Annotated in this window: 23 protein-coding genes and 2 pseudogenes; 9 read left to right on the forward strand and 16 right to left on the reverse strand. The window is 37.8% G+C overall.

From position 1 onward, the window contains the following. A pseudogene (locus E1I69_RS24370) lies at window positions 1–200 on the forward strand (hypothetical protein); the annotation flags it as partial. A 147-nt stretch (window positions 201–347) separates the two neighbouring features. Here E1I69_RS24370 and E1I69_RS07165 read toward each other — a convergent pair. The 6 genes from E1I69_RS07165 to E1I69_RS07190 all read right to left on the reverse strand — a co-directional run bounded on the left by E1I69_RS07165 (window position 348) and on the right by E1I69_RS07190 (window position 6,457). Further along, entirely contained in the window at window positions 348–2,783 is a 2,436-nt protein-coding gene (locus E1I69_RS07165) for a heavy metal translocating P-type ATPase (RefSeq protein ID WP_136378925.1), read from the reverse strand. A gap of 73 nt (window positions 2,784–2,856) precedes the next feature. Then, on the reverse strand, window positions 2,857–3,063 hold the full coding sequence (gene copZ, locus E1I69_RS07170; protein ID WP_136378926.1) for a copper chaperone CopZ: 207 nt from the start codon (window positions 3,061–3,063) through the stop codon (window positions 2,857–2,859). Between the two features lie 64 nt (window positions 3,064–3,127). Then, window positions 3,128–3,460, reverse strand: a complete 333-nt coding sequence (locus tag E1I69_RS07175; protein WP_136378927.1) for a metal-sensitive transcriptional regulator — start codon at window positions 3,458–3,460, stop codon at window positions 3,128–3,130. Window positions 3,461–3,552: 92 nt separating this feature from the next. Continuing rightward, complete coding sequence (locus tag E1I69_RS07180) at window positions 3,553–4,218, reverse strand: response regulator transcription factor (RefSeq protein ID WP_136378928.1); 666 nt, start codon at window positions 4,216–4,218, stop codon at window positions 3,553–3,555. Between the two features lie 207 nt (window positions 4,219–4,425). Continuing rightward, entirely contained in the window at window positions 4,426–5,043 is a 618-nt protein-coding gene (locus E1I69_RS07185) for a YdhK family protein (RefSeq protein WP_136378929.1), read from the reverse strand. 118 nt (window positions 5,044–5,161) lie between these two features. Then, on the reverse strand, window positions 5,162–6,457 hold the full coding sequence (locus tag E1I69_RS07190; RefSeq protein WP_136378930.1) for a bifunctional DedA family/phosphatase PAP2 family protein: 1,296 nt from the start codon (window positions 6,455–6,457) through the stop codon (window positions 5,162–5,164). 181 nt (window positions 6,458–6,638) lie between these two features. Here E1I69_RS07190 and E1I69_RS07195 point away from each other — a divergent pair, with 181 nt between their 5' ends. Both E1I69_RS07195 and E1I69_RS07200 read left to right on the forward strand, forming a co-directional pair. Then, entirely contained in the window at window positions 6,639–7,319 is a 681-nt protein-coding gene (locus E1I69_RS07195; RefSeq protein WP_136378931.1) for a response regulator transcription factor, read from the forward strand. Beyond that, window positions 7,309–8,580 (forward strand): sensor histidine kinase, encoded by a 1,272-nt coding sequence (locus tag E1I69_RS07200; protein WP_136378932.1) that lies wholly within the window; start codon window positions 7,309–7,311, stop codon window positions 8,578–8,580. The genes E1I69_RS07195 and E1I69_RS07200 overlap by 11 nt, the downstream gene beginning before the upstream one ends. A gap of 13 nt (window positions 8,581–8,593) precedes the next feature. Here E1I69_RS07200 and E1I69_RS07205 read toward each other — a convergent pair whose 3' ends face one another. Genes E1I69_RS07205 through E1I69_RS07220 form a run of 4 tightly spaced genes read right to left on the reverse strand, consistent with a single transcriptional unit; the run spans window position 8,594 to window position 10,963 of the window. Then, window positions 8,594–9,169, reverse strand: a complete 576-nt coding sequence (locus tag E1I69_RS07205) for a ferric reductase-like transmembrane domain-containing protein (protein ID WP_136378933.1) — start codon at window positions 9,167–9,169, stop codon at window positions 8,594–8,596. Beyond that, complete coding sequence (locus E1I69_RS07210; RefSeq protein ID WP_161974854.1) at window positions 9,159–10,094, reverse strand: FAD:protein FMN transferase; 936 nt, start codon at window positions 10,092–10,094, stop codon at window positions 9,159–9,161. Before E1I69_RS07210 ends, E1I69_RS07205 begins: the two co-directional genes overlap by 11 nt. Then, complete coding sequence (locus tag E1I69_RS07215; protein ID WP_136378935.1) at window positions 10,069–10,317, reverse strand: hypothetical protein; 249 nt, start codon at window positions 10,315–10,317, stop codon at window positions 10,069–10,071. The genes E1I69_RS07210 and E1I69_RS07215 overlap by 26 nt, the downstream gene beginning before the upstream one ends. A gap of 13 nt (window positions 10,318–10,330) precedes the next feature. After that, window positions 10,331–10,963, reverse strand: coding sequence for a copper amine oxidase N-terminal domain-containing protein (locus E1I69_RS07220; RefSeq protein ID WP_136378936.1), 633 nt, complete (start codon window positions 10,961–10,963; stop codon window positions 10,331–10,333). A gap of 165 nt (window positions 10,964–11,128) precedes the next feature. Here E1I69_RS07220 and E1I69_RS07225 point away from each other — a divergent pair, with 165 nt between their 5' ends. From E1I69_RS07225 to E1I69_RS07245, 5 genes are all read left to right on the forward strand, one after another. After that, entirely contained in the window at window positions 11,129–11,668 is a 540-nt protein-coding gene (locus tag E1I69_RS07225) for a hypothetical protein (RefSeq protein WP_136378937.1), read from the forward strand. 227 nt (window positions 11,669–11,895) lie between these two features. After that, complete coding sequence (locus tag E1I69_RS07230; protein ID WP_136378938.1) at window positions 11,896–13,032, forward strand: ABC transporter ATP-binding protein; 1,137 nt, start codon at window positions 11,896–11,898, stop codon at window positions 13,030–13,032. Beyond that, entirely contained in the window at window positions 13,029–13,955 is a 927-nt protein-coding gene (locus tag E1I69_RS07235) for a carbohydrate ABC transporter permease (protein ID WP_136378939.1), read from the forward strand. Before E1I69_RS07230 ends, E1I69_RS07235 begins: the two co-directional genes overlap by 4 nt. Then, on the forward strand, window positions 13,952–14,764 hold the full coding sequence (locus E1I69_RS07240) for a carbohydrate ABC transporter permease (RefSeq protein ID WP_136378940.1): 813 nt from the start codon (window positions 13,952–13,954) through the stop codon (window positions 14,762–14,764). The genes E1I69_RS07235 and E1I69_RS07240 overlap by 4 nt, the downstream gene beginning before the upstream one ends. Before the next feature lie 16 nt (window positions 14,765–14,780). Next, complete coding sequence (locus tag E1I69_RS07245; RefSeq protein WP_431731866.1) at window positions 14,781–16,142, forward strand: ABC transporter substrate-binding protein; 1,362 nt, start codon at window positions 14,781–14,783, stop codon at window positions 16,140–16,142. A 135-nt stretch (window positions 16,143–16,277) separates the two neighbouring features. Here E1I69_RS07245 and E1I69_RS25435 read toward each other — a convergent pair. From E1I69_RS25435 to E1I69_RS07270, 5 genes and pseudogenes are all read right to left on the reverse strand, one after another. Further along, a pseudogene (locus E1I69_RS25435) lies at window positions 16,278–16,634 on the reverse strand (helix-turn-helix domain-containing protein); the annotation flags it as partial. Between the two features lie 210 nt (window positions 16,635–16,844). Further along, on the reverse strand, window positions 16,845–17,477 hold the full coding sequence (locus E1I69_RS07255) for an FMN-dependent NADH-azoreductase (protein ID WP_136378941.1): 633 nt from the start codon (window positions 17,475–17,477) through the stop codon (window positions 16,845–16,847). 216 nt (window positions 17,478–17,693) lie between these two features. After that, a complete protein-coding gene (locus E1I69_RS07260) occupies window positions 17,694–17,990 on the reverse strand; it encodes a rhodanese-like domain-containing protein (protein ID WP_136378942.1) in 297 nt (98 codons plus the stop codon). 55 nt (window positions 17,991–18,045) lie between these two features. After that, the gene (locus tag E1I69_RS07265) at window positions 18,046–19,740 is read right to left on the reverse strand and encodes an FAD-dependent oxidoreductase (RefSeq protein WP_136378943.1); all 1,695 of its coding nucleotides are present in this window, start codon (window positions 19,738–19,740) and stop codon (window positions 18,046–18,048) included. 149 nt (window positions 19,741–19,889) lie between these two features. Beyond that, window positions 19,890–20,285: a DsrE/DsrF/DrsH-like family protein gene (locus E1I69_RS07270; protein ID WP_136378944.1), complete on the reverse strand. Its 396-nt coding sequence runs from the start codon at window positions 20,283–20,285 to the stop codon at window positions 19,890–19,892. Between the two features lie 287 nt (window positions 20,286–20,572). Here E1I69_RS07270 and E1I69_RS07275 point away from each other — a divergent pair, with 287 nt between their 5' ends. Then, on the forward strand, window positions 20,573–21,766 hold the full coding sequence (locus E1I69_RS07275) for a NupC/NupG family nucleoside CNT transporter (protein WP_136378945.1): 1,194 nt from the start codon (window positions 20,573–20,575) through the stop codon (window positions 21,764–21,766). 62 nt (window positions 21,767–21,828) lie between these two features. Here the strand turns inward: E1I69_RS07275 and E1I69_RS07280 are convergent, their stop codons facing one another. Then, window positions 21,829–22,290, reverse strand: coding sequence for a DUF1259 domain-containing protein (locus E1I69_RS07280; RefSeq protein WP_161974855.1), 462 nt, complete (start codon window positions 22,288–22,290; stop codon window positions 21,829–21,831). Window positions 22,291–22,661: the final 371 nt, after the last annotated feature.

Consider the following 22,661-nt stretch of genomic DNA (forward strand, 5'->3'; position numbering starts at 1 on the left):
GCCAGAAGTTTATTCTTACAAATATTCGAGTGTATTTCGATAAAACATGGGAAAAGTTTATCTCTGCATTAGAATATAAACCAGTAAAGACATCAAAAGGAAGACAAAAGGTTCCAGATAAACCGACGAAAGAAATATTCTACGGAAGTGTTGCGCTAATTGGTGAGAAAAAGAAACGTATTAAAAGGAAAATAAAGTAAAGAAAATACCAAAAAATGGGAACAAACAACAATTTTATTCATGATTGTTGTTTTAGCTCCCAAGCAAAAAAACTAACTGTAAATATATTACTTTTTATCAAAATAAATGCAATTATGCAAAGCTAGTGAACCTGTCCCCTTGTCCCTTTATTTATTTAATTTAACTCGTTGTAATCGTAATGCGTTTAAGACAACCGACACGGAGCTAAACGCCATTGCGGCGCCTGCTACCCATGGTGCAAGGAATCCTGCTGCAGCAATTGGAATCCCAATTGTGTTATATGCGAATGCCCAGAATAAGTTTTGTTTAATATTACGCATTGTTTTACGGCTCATTAAGATCGCATCCGCAATGCTGTTAAGGTCACCACGAATGAGTGTGATGTCTGCAGCTTCCATGGCCACATCCGTACCTGTTCCAATGGCCATCCCAATATCCGCAGTAGCTAGTGCTGGTGCGTCATTTATACCGTCACCAACCATCGCCACCTTTTTACCCTGTTGCTGTAGCTTTTTCACCTCTTCTGCTTTGCCTTCAGGAAGTACTTCGGCAATAACGGAATCAACGCCTACCTCTTTCCCAATGGCTTGTGCTGTATGCTCGTTATCACCAGTCATCATAATGACTTGAATGCCCATGTCATGTAAGCGACGGATTGCTTCTCTAGAGGTTTCTTTAATCGTATCCGCTACTGCAACTAAGCCAGCATACTGTCCGTTGATTCCTGCTAGCATCGCAGTCTTACCATCAATCTCTAATTTTTCCATCTCCGGTAAAACCGTTTGGATGTCAATCCCGTATTGTTGCATAAGCTTCCGTGTACCAATAACAATCCCTTGACCTGAAACTGTTGCAATGACACCATGACCTGGAATCGCTTCAAAGAATTGAACATTTCCAAGTTCAATACCTTTTTCCTGGATACCTTCAACAATCGCTTGTGCAAGTGGATGCTCAGATTGTTTTTCTGCTGCCCCAATTAGTGATAAAAATTTCTCTTCATTCTGACCATCTGCTACTAATATATCTGTTAAAACAGGTTTACCATGGGTTACCGTACCTGTTTTGTCGACAACAACTGTATCTACACCTTGTGTTTGTTCTAAGTGCTCGCCACCTTTAAATAAAATCCCAAATTCAGCCGCACGACCACTTCCTGCCATGATGGAGGTCGGCGTTGCTAGCCCAAGGGCACATGGACAGGCAATCACAAGGATCGCAATTAACACCTCAAGTGCTGGTGTAAATTCTCCCGGACTTACCCAAATGATCCACACTAAGAATGCAAGAATGGCAATTCCTACTACAATCGGAACGAAAATACCTGAAATTTGGTCCGCTAAACGCTGGATCGGTGCTTTTGAACCTTGTGCATCCTCAACTACTTTAATGATTTGGGCTAAGGCTGTGTCGCGCCCCACTTTTGTTGCTTTCATTTTAATGAAACCATTTTTGTTAATCGTTGAGCCATATAAGACGTCACCTGACGTTTTATCGACTGGTAAGCTTTCACCTGTTAACATGGATTCATCGACAGCTGTTGCTCCTTCAACTACTTCGCCATCAACAGGAATTTTTTCACCAGGCTTCACTAAAATAGTATCGCCGATAACAACTTCCTCTAACGGAACCTCTTTTTCAACTCCATCACGAATGACAATCGCTGTTTTTGCCTGAAGCCCCATTAATTTTTTAATCGCTTCAGATGAACGCCCTTTTGCTTTTGCTTCAAATAATTTTCCTAAAAGTATAAGTGTAATCAGAACCGCACTAGTTTCAAAGTATAGGTGTGGCATGTGATGTGTTCCTGCTGTAACAATTGCTTGATATACGCTATAAAAGTAGGCTGCTGATGTACCCATGGCAACCAGCACATCCATGTTCGCACTTCCATTGCGAAGCGCTTTATACGCACCTACATAAAACTGTTTGCCGATAATAAATTGGACCGGTGTCGCCAAGATCAGTTGAATCCAAGGATTCATTAAGAAGTCTGGGACATATAAAAACGATGTAAATGAAAAGTGCCCAACCATCGTCCATAAAAGTGGTAACGATAAAATGGCTGAAATGATGAATTTTCGTTGTTGATCTTTAATATGCTTCTCGCGGTAGTCTACCTGCTCTTTATCCTCTTGCTTTTGGTGTGCCCCATAACCTAGTTTTTCTACCTTTGCAATAATGTCTGCAATCGCTACTTCAGAAGGATTAAATTCAATCGTTGCTTTTTCGAGAGCTAAATTGACATTTGCTGTTGCAACACCATCCATCCGATTTAGCCCTTTTTCAATGCGCGTTGCACACGCTGCACAAGTCATTCCTGTAATATCAAACTCAGCTTTTTGTTTCACAACACCATAGCCTAATGCTTCAATTTTCTTTTCAAAATCGGCTTCACTCAATTTTGAAGGATCATATTTAATCGATGACTTTTCAAGTGCTAAGTTAACGGAGGCCTGCTCGACACCTTCCATTTTATTTAGCCCTTTTTCGATACGTGTTGCACACGCAGCACAAGTCATACCAGATATTTGTAGACTCGCTTCTTTCAACTTACTAGCTTCTGTGGCTTCGGTACTCATGATCTGTCCTACCTCCCTCATACCTCATAGGGGTATATTTTTACGAAAATGAGAGAGTGCTATGGAAGCACTCTTACTCTACGTCATATCCTTGATCTTCAATTGTTTCTTTAATTGTATCAAGAGAAACTTGTGATTCATTAAAGGATACTTCAACTAAAGCTTCATCTAATTTTACGCTTACTTGATCAACACCGTCTAATTTACCAACGCTGCCTTCTACAGCCTTTACACAATGACCACATGACATTCCTTGTACGTTTAATGTTACTGTTTGCATATTTTTTCTCTCCTTTTATTATATTGTTTCATACTCCAGTGGGGTATATATGACTTAAAAAGTTTTATTTTTTCATAAGTTTTTGGATAGTTACAACTAATTCATCTAAAACCTCGTTGTCACCCTCTGATAAACGGTCCACGACACACCCTTTTAAATGACCTTCTAAAAGAATTTTAGCCACACTATTTAATGCGGATTGTGTTGCAGAAATTTGGGTAATCACATCGTCACAGTAGACGTCCTTATCAATCATTCCCTTAATGCCTCGAATTTGACCTTCGATACGATTTAAGCGATTTGTTAAATCCTTTTTGACTCGCTCAGGATGATGGCTTTTACGTCCGGACGTTTCACAATCTGTATGACAAGCTACATCTTCGGTTTTATTTTCCATAGCACAACCTCCTAACCTGATTTCATCTTACCATACCCCTGTTAGGTATGTAAAGTAAGAAGTGGCACTATTTTTTGAAATAATTGTGACGCCTATTCCCACTTATACCCAATACCCCAAACTGTTTTTAAATGGCTTTCAATCGGAAAACCCGTTTTTCTAAATTTATCCCGTATATTTCGAACATGTGAGTCTACTGTTCGATCCTCAATACTGGCATCATACCCCCATACGGTTTCTAATAGTTTCTCTCGACTAAAAACAATATTCTTGTTATTCATCAACAGACCCACCATTTCGAATTCTTTTGGAGTTAGAATAATACTTTCTTCATTAAAATACAGGGAGTGATTATTTTCATCCCAAACCAATCCGTACATTTCAATTTTGGGAGATTGTTTCGTTCTTCTTAGGACCGCTTGAATGCGAGCAATTAATACACTCTCATCAAATGGTTTCGTAATATAATCATCGGCTCCTATACTCAATCCTCTAACGATGTCTGTACTAGTATCTCTTGCAGTTAACATGATAATGGGTACATCAGAAAACTTTCTGATTTCTGCAGCCGTCTCCCAACCATTTAGATGGGGCATCATAACATCCAATAGAATTAAATCAACATGATTATGTTCGAGATACTTCATTCCTTCCTCACCGGAATTGGCTGAAATACACGTAAAACCATGATGCTCTATATATAATGTTAGTAATTGCAGCATTCTTAATTCATCATCTATTAGTAAGATTTTGGACACATGAATCACTTCCTTTAAAAAACTAAGTTATTGAAGTCCCTTCTAATAGTATAATTTAAAAATTTGCAGAAACTGTGGATTGAACTGTTCTTTTTTGTAGTTTCAAAAAAGAAAAATAAATTACAACATTCTAGATGTTGTTTCGAAATTTCTTCATAAAAAAAGAGATTGGTCTCGTTCGCCAATCCCTTAGTAAATCCATAGTCATTATTCAACAGGTGAAAGCTCATCTTCGGTTACCCACTTATGATTTGTTATCTTTTCTCCTGTTTTTGTATCGGTGAAATCCACCATATACACAGTCGTTTGTTTAGCTGTATCGATTGTTGCAGTCGCACCCTTCATCCCTTCCATATGATCAGCATTTAAAACCACTTCATCGCCCGGCTTGTACGACTCAACACCTGCATTTTCGATTTCTTCATGAATTACCCACTTGTGGTTTTCCACAGGTTCACCACCAGTTGTCGGGGTATAAGTAACTGAATAGACTGTTGTCGTAAAAGCTCCCGAAACGGTTGCTTCAGCTCCATTCATTCCTGGCATATGATCAGCATGCATCATCACATTAGTACCAACTGGATAGGTTGGATTTTCTGCCTTAGCCAAACCTTCTGGAATTTCGCCCGAACCTGAGTGATTCATACCTGTATGATCCATATCTTCCTTCGTTTCAGATTCTTCCTCGTTCATATCCATATTCTCATGTGCACCCGAGTCAGTATCAGCATTTTCATTAGTAGTTTCATCATTACCGCCACATGCTGCCAAAAAGAATACCAACAATAAAGATGTTAGGGTCCATACCATTTTTTTGTTTTTCACTATTACCAACCTCCAAAACTTATTTAATTCCATCTTAAATTATCAATAAAATTTGCAGATTTTATGCAATACCTATGGGACTTTCTCCGCAATTTTCAAAAGATCATGACACGACTTTTTACCTTCTTGCAACAACACGCATTAATCGAAAACTTTCCAATAATAAAATGCTCATACTTAGCCATAGTCCTCCAAAAACGTAGCCCGCAACTATATCACTTGGAAGTTGAATGTCAAAATAGACTCTACTAATCGCCATAAAAAGAAAAAGGATAAGAGCACCAATGACTACTCCTGTTTGAACCCGAACACTCTTAATGTGGCGTACGAGCATATATATCAAGAATCCATAAATGACAAACGCCATTAAGGACTGTTCACTAGGAAAGGAATAAGAAATGGGTTCCGTTTGTTTAACATGATTTGGAGCGAGTTGATGAAAAATCCGTCTTAAACTCTCTTCATAAAGTTCACCTCCCACTAAAACGATCATTAAAAACACACTTTCTAGCATTTTGTCTCTTCCTTTCCACAATATAAAAAGAAGGGTTACAATTGTTAGACTGATGAGTACTTTCTGCATACCTACATTGGAAAGGATTGCCATAAATGGCTCCCAATTTTCATCGAAAATGAGAGGTACTAATAAAACGACGATGTCATTGAAATCAACAAACTCATTTGCGAGATAGTCTTGTATCATACCAATCATTACTAAAACAAATCCTAAAGTAACCAGTAGAATTCCTACTATAAATACCCCGGTACGTCTTTGTGTGTGAAATAAATCGATTCCTTTATTGATCCACACCATCGTACCTTCCTTGATTTGAGTTTTGTATTTTTTTATCACATAAATAATACCTATCAATATTGCAGCAATTATCCCTGCAATCACTAGATATTTCTTAACAGCTCCATGAAACTGCTCCCACTGTGGACCTAATATTTTCCCTAACGAAATAAAAACACTAACCCAAATAAATGCGCCTCCATATGCAAAAAGTGCATAGCTTCGAATTGGTATTTGTGTAATTCCTGAAAAATAACCCGTAATGTGACGAACACCAGGAATATAATAGGCTATCATAATCACTTTATTTCCATAGGTTGTAAACCATTGTGATACCATTTTTAGTCTTTCTGGACCTAGATGGATTCGGTGACCATGTTTTTCAAAAAACGGCGAGCCTAATTTAAAGCCAATCCAGTATGAAATGGTCATCCCAATCGAACTTCCAAGTCCTGCAACTAAAATACTGAAAAACCAATTAAGACGTCCTTGATAGACGAGATATCCTGTATACCCCATTACCACTTCTCCAGGTATAGGCAGTGCCAAAAGCTCTAATAATAATGCAAAAAATAATACCACGTAACCATGTTGATCAAGATATGTCGTTATAAAGTCCATTTTGGTTTTTGTCCCCTTTTAAAGCGGCTAAGAGATTATTAACACATATCATAGGTTTACCCTATTTAAATGAAAGTATATGAATACGTCCACAAAGTGTCTTAAATTTTTCACTCTTTTTTCAGATTCAATTGATATTATTAGAGTTAAAAGACGCTATTAAAGAAGGTGTAAAAACGTAATGAATATCTTATTTGCAGAGGATGATGAAAGTCTAGGAAAATTGATTTTTCATTTACTGCAGAAGGAATTTCTCAGAGTCGATTGGGTAAAAGACGGCCAGAGTGCTTATGAATATGCCATGTTGACTAATTATGAAGTGATTATTCTGGATTGGATGATGCCAAAATTAAATGGAATTGAAGCCTGTGAAAAGCTTAGAAAAAAAGGATATAAAGGCAGCATTTTATTTCTAACCGCTAAGGATGCATTGGCGGATGTCGTCAAAGGATTGGACTCCGGGGCAGATGATTACCTAATCAAACCGTTTAAATTTGAGGAACTAGCAGCAAGGCTTCGGGCACTGTCGCGTCGGACAGAGAAGCCTTTTGAAGAGATCCTATCTGTGGATGATTTGCAGTTGAATCTTAATACACATGTTGTGCAACGTAATGGACAGGTGATTGAGCTTTCAAAGAAAGAATTTTTGCTGCTCGAATTATTGCTTCGCAACAAACATCAAATTCTAACTAGGGAAATCCTGATTGAAAGAATCTGGGGATTCGATGTGGATGTAACAGAAAACGCATTAGATGCATTGGTTAAGCTCGTTCGAAAAAAAGTAGACCTACCCGGCAAGCCTTCTATCATCAAAAATGTAAGAGGAGTTGGCTATAAATTGAGGGGTGATCATGGAATTTAATCCCGTAAAATCAAAACTCAACCTCATTTATACAGGATCACTTCTGATTATTTTAAGTATTTTTATCGTGGTGCTGTATCTTTTTATTTCTGGAGCGATAAAAAACGAAGAAATCGAACAGTTAAATCGATTTTTTGAAAAGGAAAAACACGATTTTGTTGAGGAGATACAGGAACATGGCCATAGGATTGATAAAGACGATGAACGTGAACATGAACGTTTAGAATATCAACCGGGTAAGAATATCTTTTATTATATATTTGATAGCAGTGCAAATCTGGTAGAGGGTGAAGAGACTGTAGAAGGGTTAGCGCAATTTCTCACCAGAAAAGATCTCGATTCATTACCTATGAAATTTACGAAAGAAATGGAATTGAAGGAGACACATGTGCTTTTAATCCAATATCCTCTCCATGTTCAAGAAAATAACCTCGGAAGTGTAATCATCGGGATGGATATTACAGATGAGAAGCACTTAATTCAACGTATTATTTGGATACTTCTGTTGCTCACTCTCTTGTTTAGTATCCTATTTGCTTGGGCGGGTAATTTTTTTGCAGGGCAAGCAATGAAGCCTATACAAATGGCTTTTCAAACACAACGAAAATTTGTCTCAGATGCTTCACACGAACTAAGGACCCCGCTGAGTATCTTTTATAGTTCAATAGATGTTCTGGCCAGAGAGGAAAGCGAACATTTAAGTCCATTTGGCAGGGAGATTTTAGAGGATGTCAAAAATGAGTCTGAAATGATGAAAAAACTGCTTAATGATTTATTGTTTTTGGCAAGAAATGATCAGAAGAATTTTGAATTAGATATAGAAGAGTTGGATCTTTCCCTTTTACTTCACTCTTTAGTAAATAGATTTAGACGGATTGTTCCATCACATCTTTCGCTTGAAGAGCATATTCAAAATGGTATTTCAATGAAGGCAGACAAGGTCAGAATCGAGCAATTGGTCTATATCCTTTTAGATAATGCTGTTCGATATTCAAAGGAAGGTAAAATTACGTGTTCATTAGCAAATCATGGACCAGAAATTGTGATTAGTATTAAAGACACTGGGCCAGGTATACCTCAGGATGAAATCCATCATATTTTCGACCGGTTTTATCGAGGGGATTCATCAAGAAAAAGAGATGGGTCAGGTCTGGGACTCTCGATTGCAAAAGCCATCGTAGATGCACACAGAGGAAAAATTGAAGTAAAAAGTGAAATAGATCAAGGAACTGAATTTGTGATAAGCTTTCAAGTAAAATAAACGCCGTTATGTATTACGGCGTTTTTTTCACTATCTTTCTTTTGTTGTTACCAGTAGACTCAAGGAGACCTTCCACATAACGAAAGACCAGTAACATTATGACCAGTACAGTCCCGCTACCATATATAAAAGCAGCCCATGGTTGGGCAGAGTCTGTCCCGATGATGATGCCATGAAGGACCATTAGAATCCATGCGGGTATGACAAGAAAGTGAATTTTTTTCCACAATGTACGTCCTAACGCTTTGATGAAAAAATCTGAAGTCCCTAGGGTCACCAAAAAGAAATAAAAGGATATCGTTCCAAGTCCTGAAAAGAATGGGTCATTTTCGGATGAAAATGGAATCAATATTTCAAAGATAGTGTATGGCATATATGAATCTACCAAAAGTAATGTTGCATGAAAAACAACTGTCAGCATTCCAATCCACCCGCTTAATTTATGCAATTCAAGCATTAGTGGCTTTTGCTTTTTGAAAAGAGATAGACGGTTCATCAAACCGGCTGCAATTGAGAGTGTAAAAAGAAAGTATGCTAAGAAACCGGATATACGAATTAAACTCCAAGTGGAAAGCCAATCAATGTTCATTTTCTCTACTTCCCCCAATTTCTATTTTCCCATTAGATTCAACAAGAACATAACTAAATTTCCGGTTGATGTTAGAGAGCACTGATTTTACTGTTGTCACATCGTCCATAAAAAATAGTTTCGCACTGATTTCGGCATCTAGACAACGTTCCGTTACAACTGTTGCCTGAACGACCTCTGATACTGTAGGCATTCCGGTTCTTCCGTCCAAAATATGATGTTTCTTGGTTTCCCCCTGCAGCCAGCTTCTATAGATGGTATTGGATGTCGCAACGCCTCCATTTCGAATCGAAAAGGATCCGATTTCTATTTCTTCATAAAAAGGGTCCCTAATTCCAATCGTCCATGCTTTATCCCCTTTTGACCACATCGCCATATCACCGCCACCATCGACAATTCCATATGTGCTACGCGTGTGGTTCTGCAACCACTTTGAGATAGCTTCCACGGCATAGCCTTTCGCAATTCCACCAAGGTCCACTTTTTGATCTGTCTTTTTCATAACCTGATAACCTTCTGTAAAAATAAGTGGCTTATCTTCATTTTTGAATCTCGGAATCGTTTCTTCGTGTTGTGCAACCTCAAAGGGAAATGATTGCTTATATCCATGAACCTCTAGCCGTATCAACAGATAGGGTGAAAAACGGTCCTCTGTTTTCAACCGATATTCTTCTGCCTTTTTTAAGATGTCAAAAAGGATTGGCGAAACAACAATGATTGAGTCCCTTTTAGCTTCATTCAAGCGGCTTAGTTCATTGTTGCTAAGAAATCTTGAAAATTCCCGTTCCATGTATTGGAGAAAAGAAAGAATGGTTTCCTTCCAATTCGTGTTGTACTCATTCGAAATGGCAATATAGAAGGAAGTGTTCATCACATTTACTTCTACAGAATCAATCTCATTAAGATCTTCTGGTGGTACGATCACGTTTAACCACCTCTTGATTGTCATTTACTTGAATGGAAAAGTCACTCCAGTCAAGCTGGATTAACTCTTTTTCCCGTTCACTCATTGAATCATTTATTTCAACAGCCATTGCAGTTGAATTCTTTGTATCCACATCGGAATCATTTATTTGACCAATTACGATTGCAGAAAATGCAGCACCTGTGATACCAACAATCCATTTTGCTTTATTGTTCGCTTTCATCTATCATCACCTCTTACATGATTTTATTCATCGTAATAGTACTGCTAGCTTCATCCCAGTTCACTCTATAACCGAAAGCATTTGCCATTACCGAAATTGGCAGAAAGACAGACTTCTCAAAGTACTGAGCCTTCGTTGGCATCGGTGTTTTCACCATATTCTCATAGACTACATTGGAACCTGCACGAACAATCAGCTCATCCTGATTAGTTGAAGCTTCGAAGATTCTACTTTCTTGATAAAATGTGTATTCCGCTCCAAAAAACTCAGCCATTTTCTCACCAGAAATGAGCAATTGACCGTCCATAGGTACAATATAAAAACGTTCACTTTTTCCATTCAGTACAACTGTTACTTCTTTTGCCTCTTGAAAAGGAAGGGTTTCAGGTAGAGAAGCAACGGTGTCTCTCGTCCAAATATTCCAATAAGATGGTTGAATCTGATTTTCTTGGATATAGTTTCGATTTTCATATTCCCCCTCTTCCTCCCATTCATCATGATCATCATCATCGTCTTCGTATCGTTCATACCTTTCATGTTCGTCTCGTTCATAATCGTCATCATCGGCTTTTACAATATTGACAGAATGAAAAATGAACAAGAGCAAAACCACCGATAAGATCCATACAAATTTTCTTGTTTTCACACTTTTCGCCTCCTTGTAAAAACATATTAATCATCATTTCTGAAAAAATAATGAAAGACCGATTACTTTTTTATACAAAAAAGCATTCAATTAGTTTTTCAGTTATTTTTCATTTTCCAAGTTTAGTCTAGTAACCATAAATCTTAATTTAAGAAGGAGAATTTTATGAAATACATTAAAATCTTGCTACTCCCATTTTTTATGGTTTTTACACTTAGTTTCTTAATCGTAGGAAACCCCACTGTTTCGGCAGACCATGATTTTAACGAAACATATGAACACGATGATGACGAGGATGGAATATATGAGGATGTAGGTAAAGCTGTTGGCTGGGGGACAGTCATTACACTAGGTGCTGCTGGGTTCATTTTTCCGATTAGACGATCCATGAAATGGCTAATCAGTCATTATCCAAAGTATAAAAAAACGTTTATTTCACTTTCTAAGTTTTTGGGAAAATATCATATCTCAATTGGGATTCTTGCCTTGGCTATAAGTATCATTCATGGAATAACCATGTATGGAAGTGAAGGGGAATTGGAGAGTGACGGGATTATTGGATTGGCAGCCGTTCTATTAATGATAGTTGCTAGCCTATTCGGCTTTATTTTATCCAAGAACAAAAAAGGAAAAAGTCTGCGAAATACACATATGACTTTGATTGCTTTTACACTTCTTATTGTGTTTGTTCATATCGTTTTGTAATAGAAAGGGCCAGCTTCCCAGATTGATGGGGTCTGGCTCTTTTTTTGTGGCTTTTATTAGTCAATTGTTCGTTATTCATAAGGTTACTAAATCAAATCGCACAAACAATATTTACAATTGTCCTTATTTTCGAATTTTTACATTGCCAGATGAATATTTTATAAGTAATTACTATTTAACCCTAAAATTTCCAAGTTAGCTTTTTCGTAAAAGAAAGGATTGATCGAATGAAAAAAGTCGAACTCATTAATATTTCGAAATCCTATGATAAGACAACAGAAGTCATTTCAGATATCACTGTCACGATAAACCCTGGAGAGTTTTTTGTATTAGTAGGACCTTCAGGTTGTGGAAAAAGTACGATGCTTCGAATGATTGCTGGATTGGAAGATATAACAGGAGGCGTTTTAAAGATAGGTGATAAAGAAGCAAATCTATTGCCACCAAGTAAAAGAGATATTTCAATGGTCTTTCAAAACTATGCCTTGTATCCTCATCTCTCTGTCGAGGAAAACATCGTGTTTGGTTTACATGTTAAAAAGGTTTCAAAGGATGAACGAAAGAAACGCTGTACGGAAGTAGCAGACATGCTAGGTCTATCAGAATTACTTAAGCGAAAGCCAAGAGAACTCTCTGGAGGTCAAAGACAAAGGGTAGCATTAGCAAGGGCAATAGTGAATCAGGCGCCGATATGTTTAATGGATGAACCTTTATCAAACCTTGATGCGAAATTACGTGCACATATGAGATCTGAAATTAGACAGATCCAGCGAAAGCTTGGTATTACGATGATTTACGTCACACATGACCAGGTTGAAGCCATGACAATGGGTGATAGAATTATGATTTTACACAACGGAAAAATCCAACAAATTGGAGAGCCGATTGAAATCTATAACCAGCCTGCAAACCCTTTTGTAGCCACCTTTATTGGATCTCCCCCAATGAATTTAGCAAGGGGAACTGTACATAAGGAAAAAAGAGAAATTTCATTCGGAGACCATGTTACTATCAAAGTTCCAGAAAAAGATACACATCTATTAACCTCTGAACAAATCATTGTTGGAATTCGACCAGAGCATTTAAAGCCTGCCGTTAAGGAAGCAACAAACATGAATCATATTTTTGCAGAAGTAAAAAATGTTGAGGTTTTAGGAAATGAAACGATCCTCGCTTTTGCTTTAGAGGACAAGGGATGGTTGGCAAAATGGAATGGGCAATGGAAAGTTCAATTAAATCAAGTCATACGGATTGCAGTAGACTATGACTCTATTTGTTTGTTTGACGGTGAGACTCATGAGTTACTCAAGTCACCTTCTAACATTGAAAATTATGTGATTGATCGTGAGGTGATCATCGAATGAGTTCTGCTTTAGACAGCAAAGAATACAAACCTCCAAAAATAAGTTTTTGGAGACGGTCCCTGAATGCACGAACTGCGCTTTTGTACTTATTACCCTCTATTGTCTTATTTAGTGTGTTTGTTTTCTATCCGATGTTTCGAACGATATACTTAAGTTTTTTCCTTACCGATCAACAAGGTCAGGCAGCCCTTTTTGTTGGACTAGAAAACTACAGCTATTTATTTGAGTCAGATAGCTTTAAACAAAGTACAAAAGCAACCATATTATTTGTACTTTACACGGTACCAGCAACCATCATTCTTGCCTTATTTCTAGCATTATTAGCCAATGAAAAATTGAAAGGGATTGGTTTTTTCAGAACGATTTTTTCATCGACGATGGGGATTTCAGTTGCAGCCTCTTCTGTTGTTTGGTTGTTTCTTTTTCATCCTAGTATTGGAATGTTTAATCGTTTTTTAGGAATCTTTGGTTTAAAGGACATTCAATGGTTATTAGACCCCGAATGGGCCTTACTATCTGTCTCCATTTCAACCATTTGGCTTAATCTTGGATTCTCGTTTTTAATTATTCTTGGTGGGTTGCAAAACATAGATGAACATTTGTATGAGAGTTCAAAAATTGATGGTGCCGGTTATTTTTATCGGTTAAGAAGAATTACGATCCCTATGCTCTCTCCTACTTTGTTTTTTATCATCACCATCACGATGATTAATGCCTTTCAAACGTTTGGCCAGATTGACATCTTAACAAAAGGTGGTCCTTCAGAATCTACCAACCTTATTGTTTATTCAATCTACAAGGAGGCGTTTATCAACTATCAATTTGGAACAGCTAGTGCACAAGCAGTCTTTTTATTCATTACGATTTTAATCGTTACAATTCTTCAGTTTAAGTTTGGAGAAAAGAAGGTGCACTATCAATGAACAAGCCCACGAAAATTTTATTTTATGTTCTTTTAGTATTGGCTGCTTTCTTAGTATTTTTTCCGATTTTATATGCACTCATGATCAGTTTCATGGGCAGTAAGGAAATCTTACAAGGAAGCTTCTTCCCCGAGTCCATTAACTTTGATAACTATGCCAAAGCATTTGACCGATTACCCTTGATGAAATATTTATTAAATAGTTTTATCGTCTCCGCAACTGTAATGTTAGGCCAATTAATTGTTTCAAGTATGGCAGCCTATGCTTTTGTTTTCATCCCATTCAAAGGTAGAAATTTCGTTTTCTTTCTATTCATCTCTACCATGATGATTCCATGGGAAGCAACGATGATTCCAAACTTTTTAACAATTCAAAAGTTAGATTGGATTAACACGTATCAGGGATTAAATGTCCCCTTTTTCGCTCTAGCATTCGGGACGTTCTTACTGCGTCAGCATTTCAAGACCATTCCAAAGGAACTGCATGAAGCTGCGCAGGTTGCCGGTTTAAGTAGATTCCAATTTTTTATTCGGGTGATCCTTCCTGTTTCTCGAACTAGTTTGGTTACCTTGGGGGCTTATGGATTTTTAACAACATGGAATATGTATTTATGGCCACTTTTAGTCACAAACAACGATTCTGTAAGAACCGTACAAATAGGCTTAAAGCAGTTGCAAACACAAGAAATGGCGACAGATTGGGGGGTGGTAATGGCAGGGGTTATGGTAGTAATTATCCCAACGTTAATTTTATTATTCTTAGGACAAAAGCAGTTACAGAAAGGTTTATCACAAGGGGCATTAAAATAAGAGGGAGGTTAAAAGAGTGAAGAAATCCACAAAGTTTTTTGCTGTGTTATTCATCATTGGCTTACTTTTTACCACGGCTTGCACGAATAGTGCTAATAAAGATAATGAGCCTAAAGATGAAGGATCGGAATCAACAGGACCAACAGAAATTGTCTTTTGGCATGCAATGTCAGGTGCTGGTCAAGAAGCGCTTGACGAGATTGTGAATGACTTCAATACATCACAAGATAAAGTAAAGGTGAACGCCGAATTCCAAGGTACTTACGAAGAATCATTAACTAAATTTAGAGCGGTTGGAGGCACGAATGATGCTCCAGCTATTATTCAAACCTTTGAAGTTGGAACAAAATATATGATTGACAGTGGTTTTATTGAACCCATGCAATCATTCATAGATAAGGATAACTATGATCTTTCACAGCTTGAAAAAAACATCTTAAACTACTATACCGTTGATGATAAATTGTATTCAATGCCGTTTAACTCTTCTACACCGATTTTGCTGTATAACAAAGACGCTTTTAAAGAAGCCGGTCTAGACCCTGAAAATCCACCAAAAACCTTTAGCGAAGTGAAAGCTGCAGCAGAAAAATTAACAAAGAAAAATGGGGACAATACAGAGCAATACGGTTTTTCTATGTTAACCTACGGCTGGTTCTTTGAAGAACTCGTAGCTACCCAAGGCGGTTTATATGTAAACAATGATAATGGTCGTTCAGATGATGCGACAAAAGCCGTTTTTAATGGGGAAGAAGGATTACGCGTATTCAAGTTTTTAGATGAGATGAATAAGGCTGGTACATTTGGTAATTTCGGCACAAATTGGGATGACATTCGTGCTGCCTTCCAAACTGGAAAAGTAGCCATGTATATGGACTCCTCTGCTGGAACGACAAACGCTGTTAAAACGGCTCCATTTGAAGTAGGTGCTGCTTTCATTCCACATGCGGATGAGGTTGATAGCAATGGGGTAATCATTGGTGGGGCCTCCTTATGGATGTCAAAAGGAATTGATGAAGCAAAGCAAGACGCAGCATGGGAGTTTATGAAGTATATGGCAACTCCAGCAGCACAAGCGAAATGGCATGTGAAGACAGGATATTTCGCAATCAATCCTGCAGCATATGAAGAACAAATCGTAAAAGATCAATGGGAAGAGCTACCACAATTAAAAGTAACGGTCGAACAGCTTCAAGCAACGAAGCCGTCTGTCGCCACACAAGGTGCGTTGATTTCTGTATTCCCAGAATCAAGGCAACAAGTGGTAACGGCATTAGAAAACTTATATCAAGGTCAGGATCCTCAAGAAGTACTTGATAAAGCAGCTGCGGAAACCGACCGTGCGATTGAAGTAGCAAATAAAACGAAAAAGAATTGAACTATTCGTCACTAAAGTAACGAGATTCCTGCGAACACCAGTGTAACCACCAGTTATATAACAGGCTAACCCCGTAGTTCCTACGGTTTAAGACTTCTATGTACTTAGGAGTCTTTTTCCTTCTTGAAGAATATAAAATCGTGGTACTTTATTTTGCTTTTTGTAATAGCGGGTGTAGGCATCATGGAGGATTTCAACCGATTTTTGTAGAGAAATACTGTCTACTTCTTTGAGGAATGTATAATGTTGCTTTAGTTCTTTTACTACTTTAATCGCTTCATATTTGTTAAAGAAATCGCCTTTCCAATTGTTTTGAGGTAGTTGACCATTTTGAACCATTTCTTCCACAGTACGCCAATACGCATCAATTTGTTTTTGTTTCCCTAAGAAATGGTTAAAGACAAAACGAGTACAGCCGATGGTCTAATTGATTAATGTCGCTTGTTCTTTCGTTGGATAGATGCGAAATTTATAGGCTTTATGCTGTTTCAAACGGTACTCCTCCCTTGGAATGATTACCTTTATTATAGAACATATGTGCCTATTTGTAAAGGGGAAATCGGTTCCATTCATATCATGACTAAAGTCAAAAGTGTTCTGGAACCATTCATAAAAAAGAGGCCATCCCCTCAGTTCTGTTAGGGGGTTGGCCTCTTCGTTCATTTTCCAAAAAAGGGACCAGGAGAACCGTCCCTTTGGTTCTTAAACCAATACGCCTGATAATTTTTTAGCTACGGCTTCAACTTTTTCTAGTCCTTCAGCAACAATCTTGTCGGCTTGATCTGGTGCTGAAGCATGACCTTCAATAATGACTTCATCTGTGATTTCCATACCGAATACGCCGCCAGCAACGTTTTTAATATAAGTAGCAGCCATTTCCATTGGTGCTGTTTCTGGTGTGGAGTAGATACCACCTCGCGCACTTAAAATAACAGCTTTTTTATCAGTCAATAATTGCACTAATTGACCATTTTCATCATATTTGAATGAGTAACCCGCTTGGTACACATAGTCAATGAATGTTTGTAATTTAGCTGGGATTGTTAGATTCCATAATGGGAATACAAAAACAACTACGTCTGCTGCTGTAACAGCATCCATTGCTTTTTGCTTTGCCGCTAAAATACGTTTCTCTATGTCTGTCATTTCTTCGCCTGATTGGATTTTACCAAAAGCGTTGAATAAATCTTGTCCTAAGTAAGGCATATCTTCTGCGAACACATCGTAAGTTGTTACATTTACACCTTCAATGTTATTCATGAAAGTTTCATACATTTTACTTGAAACAGCTTCAGAAGCTGGACGATTATTAGCTTTTACTACTAAAAGATTCATATATTAACTCCTCCATATATCTTGGATTTAATTATCTTGAAAGTATTATATTAAGATAATATGAAAGATAATTCAATACAACTTTACTACCAATTTTTTCTGTTACTTTCTATAAACAGTGACTTTCCCCAGTGCAGAATACACCTATGCCGCTGCAGTAATCACTTTCATTGAATATCGATCTTCTGATGTTTTTTCAAAATGTTACCAACAAAATTATTCAACGGATCCTTCCCATGCGAGCATTCCGCCCTCCATGTTGATCACCTTGAACCCCTGATTTTCAAGGAATTGAGATGCTCTTCCACTTCTGCCACCGGAACGACAAACCATTACATATTCCTTTGATTTATCAAGTTCGTGCATGCGAAATTCAATTAAACTTAACGGAATATTGACTGCTCCTGGAATTTTACCTGCTGCCACTTCATCTACTTCGCGTACATCTATAATATTTAATGTTTTACCCTCTGCTACTAATTCTTCGACTTCTTTTGCAGTAAATTTTTTCATGGTCCTTCCTCCTAAATCGTTTATCATCTCTAGGCACTTATCGTACCCTCTATACTTATTTAAAATTATATTCAGTCACGATTTTATCTCTACCTGTTACTAGGTCATTAAAGTATTCATACAAGTTAACACCTAAATAAGACCCAGAAATATTGAATACATTGTCAAAGCCTAAATGTTGCAAAGCCATTACCATATTATAACTTCTTTGCCCTGAACGACAGTGAACATAGACAGGTTGATCTTTTGGAATTTCATCAAGTCTATTCCTAAATTCACTTAAAGGAATGTTTGTTGCATTTTTAAAATGACCTGCACTATATTCCCCTTTTTCCCGAGCATCAATAATAAACGCATTGTTTTCTACTAATTCTCGAACCTGTGATACTTTCACTTCTTTATATCTACCTTGAAGAAGGTTTAGACCCACTAATGCCGCATGATTTACAACGTCTTTAGCCGTACCTAACATTGGAGAATAGCTTAATTCAAGGTCTTTTAGGTCTTCCAATGTACCGTTCATCGTAATCATCGTTGCAATGACATCGATTCGTTTATCGACATTTCCTTTTCCAATTGCCTGTGCACCTAAAATTCGACCTGTTGGGTATTCATAGATTAATTTAAAATGCATCGGATTACTATTTGGCATGAGCCCCACTTTATCTCCTGGCATTAGATAAACATAATCATGCTGAATTCCAGCTTGTTCAGCTGTTCTAGCATTTAATCCAGTTGAAGCGGCATTGAGATCAAACAGATGGATGGATGACGATCCGATTACTCCCAAATTTCTACTTGGAATTCCATATATATGGTCAGCGACCGCTCTTGCTTGTTTTTGGGCAGGGCCTGCTAATGCTAATCTCGTTGGCTTGTGTAACAATCGATGGTACACTTCAATGGCATCCCCAACCGCATAAATATTTTTGTCATTTGTTAAATAATTGTGGTCCACCTTAATACCACCCGTTTCACCAATTTCAAGACCCGCTTCTTTTGCTAAACTAGTTTCAGGTCGTACACCAATCGCCAATACGACAGCCTGCGCATCCATTTTCTTACCTGAGTTTGTTGTAATATGTCCCTCACCAATCTGGGCTAACCCATCATCCAGAACAAGGTTTACACCATGGTCCACCATTTCTTTATGAAGGATTTGTGCCATATCATAATCAAAAGGTGCCATGACTTGCTTAGCAAACTCAACTAAGGTTACATGATAACCAGCTAACTTCAGGTTTTCCGCAACTTCAACCCCAATAAAGCCACCACCAATAACGGCTATATCTTGAATGTTGCTTTGTTTAATATATGAATTGATTTTTTCGATATCAACTACATTACGTACCGTAAAAACATTGGAATTGTTAATCCCCTCTATGTTTGGACGAATTGGTGTAGCCCCTGGGGAAAGTACTAATTTATCATATTTTTCTTCATAGGTTTTATTAGTTAAAACATCTTTTACAGTGATTGTTTTTTTATCGCGGTTAATTTGGATAACCTCTTGATGAACCCTAGCCTCAATATTGTAACGATTTTTAAACATTTCTGGAGACATTAACACAAGTTTCTCACTATCTTCAACAATCCCGCTTAGGTGATAAGGTAAAGAACAATTCGAAAAAGAAACATGAGGTCCTTTTTCAAACATGATCACTTCCGCACTTTCATCCAATCTTCTTACCCTTGCAGCAACTGAGGCTCCACCAGCTACCCCGCCAACAACTAATACTCGTTTTGACACAGATATCCCTCCCAAGAATACATTTGCTACCTATATCTTTCCTAAAAACAATACATTTTTATCCATCTACCCCCACGGGGTATGTTTTTTATACTTTTTTACAGTGAGGGGAAATCCCCCACTGTAGATTAGTGTCCTATTATCATGTCTTAGAAAGTTAGTGTTGGAGATGCATCTTTTGCGTATTCTAGAAATGTTACAGCTCCCCCAACCTCTATACCATCAACGAAATCTTCTTTAGTAAGTCCCATCACGTCCATTGTCATTTGACATGCAATAAACTTTACACCTAAATCTTGTGCCATTTCAACTAATTCCGGGATACTAGGTACATTCGCTTTTGCAAAACCTTCAGCAAAATGTTCCTTTCCAGCTGGCATTTCCAATGCATGCATTGCTTGTTTATGAATGAGATTTAACCCTTCAAACGTAAAGAAGATCGCTACCTCTTTATCTGAAGCTGCTGCTGCTGTTGCGATATTAAATACTTTGTAAGCATCAAACATTCCACCATTTGCTGCAATAATTGCTACTTTATTTGACATATTAAATACCTCCATTACCTATTTTTTTATTATGTTTCTACTCAACTCTGTTGAGCTAGGTAGAACATTGTTCTTATTAATAAAGTCACTACAGATACCCGTACAGGTATAATTTCGTTTAAAAATTTTTTCGTAGTGAATTTCTACATGACTTATGATATACCCCTATGGGTAAAATGTCAATGTGTTTTTTTATTTGCCTTTTTTGATCGTTTATTTACACATAAGAATTCAGACATATACGGATAATAAAGGTCGTATTAGAAGCTATTTTGAGGAGGTTATTCATGGGTATTTTATTCGGTTTATTATCCCTAGTGGGTTTACTATTTATAGCGTGTCTTCTAAGTAAAAATAAAAAGGCCATCAAATGGCGTACGATTATAGTAGGAGTGGTGTTAGAAGGGATATTTGTTTACTTTATGCTTAATGTTCCGCTTGGTCGTTGGGTTCTGACAAATGCTGCCCAAGGTGTGCAACACGTCCTCAACTATAGCCAAGAAGGCATTCATTTCTTATTTGGTGGTTTGTTTGCAGAAGGAACGAATATCGGATTTGTTTTCGCGATTCAGGTATTATCTGTTATCATTTTTATCTCTGCACTTGTATCCGCTCTATACTATCTACGAATCATCCCAATTGTTGTACGTGGACTCGGTTGGGTTGTCGGTAAAGTATTTGGCACCACTCGTGTTGAATCTTTTAATACAGTTGCAAATACAATGTTAGGCGTAGTAGAATCCCCGTTACTGATCAAGCCTTATCTAGCAAAATTGACACGTTCCGAATTATTCACTGTTATGGTTGGGGGCACAGCTTCAGCAAGTGGTGCAATTCTCTTATCCTATGCTCAAATGGGGATTGACATTAGGTATTTACTTATCTCCGTATTCTCCGTGCCATTTGTATCTATTGTTATGTCTAAAATGATGGAACCTGAAACAGAAAAATCTGAAACGAGCGAAGATGTCAAAATGGAACAGGCAGGATACACAAATATTTTTGAAGCTATGTCTGAAGGGGCTGTGAGTGGAGTAAAGCTTGCTGCAAGCATTGGTGGTTTGCTTATTGCGTTCATTAGTATACTAGCTCTAGTAGATGGCATCTTAGGCATTATCGGAATGGATTTAGCTACGATATTTGGTTATGTATTCTATCCTTTCGCCTTACTTGTTGGGATTCCCGTTGAAGATGCTTTCCGTGCAGCATCCATTATCGGAACAAAGATTACAGCCAATGAACTAATTGCCTATCAGGACCTACTCAAATTACAAGGCGAATTAAAACCACAAACGATTGCAATTTTAACCGTTGCATTATGTAACTTCGCAAACCTCTCATCCATTGGACAGTTAATTGTTGGTCTTGGTTCATTAGCACCCTCAAAGAAAAAGCAAATTGCCTCTATGAGTTTTAAGGCCATCATTGCCGGAACGTTAGCAGGCTTTATTACAGCTATTTTTGTAAATATGTTTATATAAGCACAATAATAAAGACCTGCTCCCATGTAACGCAATCGTGTTAACGGTGGCAGGTCTTTTCTTTACTTTTGTTGAACTACATCTATAGCGGACTTGACCGTTTGAGCAAGTGTTTCGGTTTCACCTTTACCTTGGAAATGGAGATAAAGGACCATTGGTTTCTCAAACCAATGATTATGCAATGCTGAAACTTGTATACCCCCTTTTCGAAGTGCATCAATGACAGGATTGACTTCTTGAGGAAGCAATGCAAACTCTCCCAGGACGATTGTTGTATTTTCAGTCCTTTCAAAATCAGCATTAAGTGACAGCCCCGCCAGTTCCGGAGAAACTTTTACTCCCTCTACCGAAACGTTCAGGTTTTTACGACTAACCTCCACTTTACAAATTTTGCCCGTCTGCTTTACGTGATCTGCAAACAGATTTTCAAACAAACGACATTCAGATTCTCCTGCTCCATAAGATGTATCAACTGGATACCATAGGGACAAGCACAGAACGAAAATTGGAATTATTGTTTTCAAAAGCAAACCTCCTAATTTTTTCTTTATTATGTGCTTAACAAGTAATTCCAAGCCCCTTTTCGGACAAGTGAAAGCGAAAAAATCGCGGTTGTGTCCGAAGTCGAGACATCTTCTGACAAAGGAAAGCTAAAAAATAGCGCTTGTGTCCGAAGTCAAGGCATCTTCTGACAGAGGAAAGCGAAAAAATTGCGGTTGTGTCCGAAGTTGAGACTTCTTCTGACAGAGGAAAGCGAAAAAATTGCGGTTGTGTCCGAAGTTGAGACTTCTTCTGACAAAGGAAAGCGAAAAAATTGCGGTTGTGTCCGAAGTCGAGACATCTTCTGACAGAGCAAAGCTAAAAAATCGCGCTTGTGTCCGAAGTCGAGACATCT

This window comes from Bacillus timonensis (assembly GCF_004799755.1).
Lineage (GTDB): Bacteria > Bacillota > Bacilli > Bacillales > Bacillaceae_L > Ferdinandcohnia > Ferdinandcohnia timonensis_A.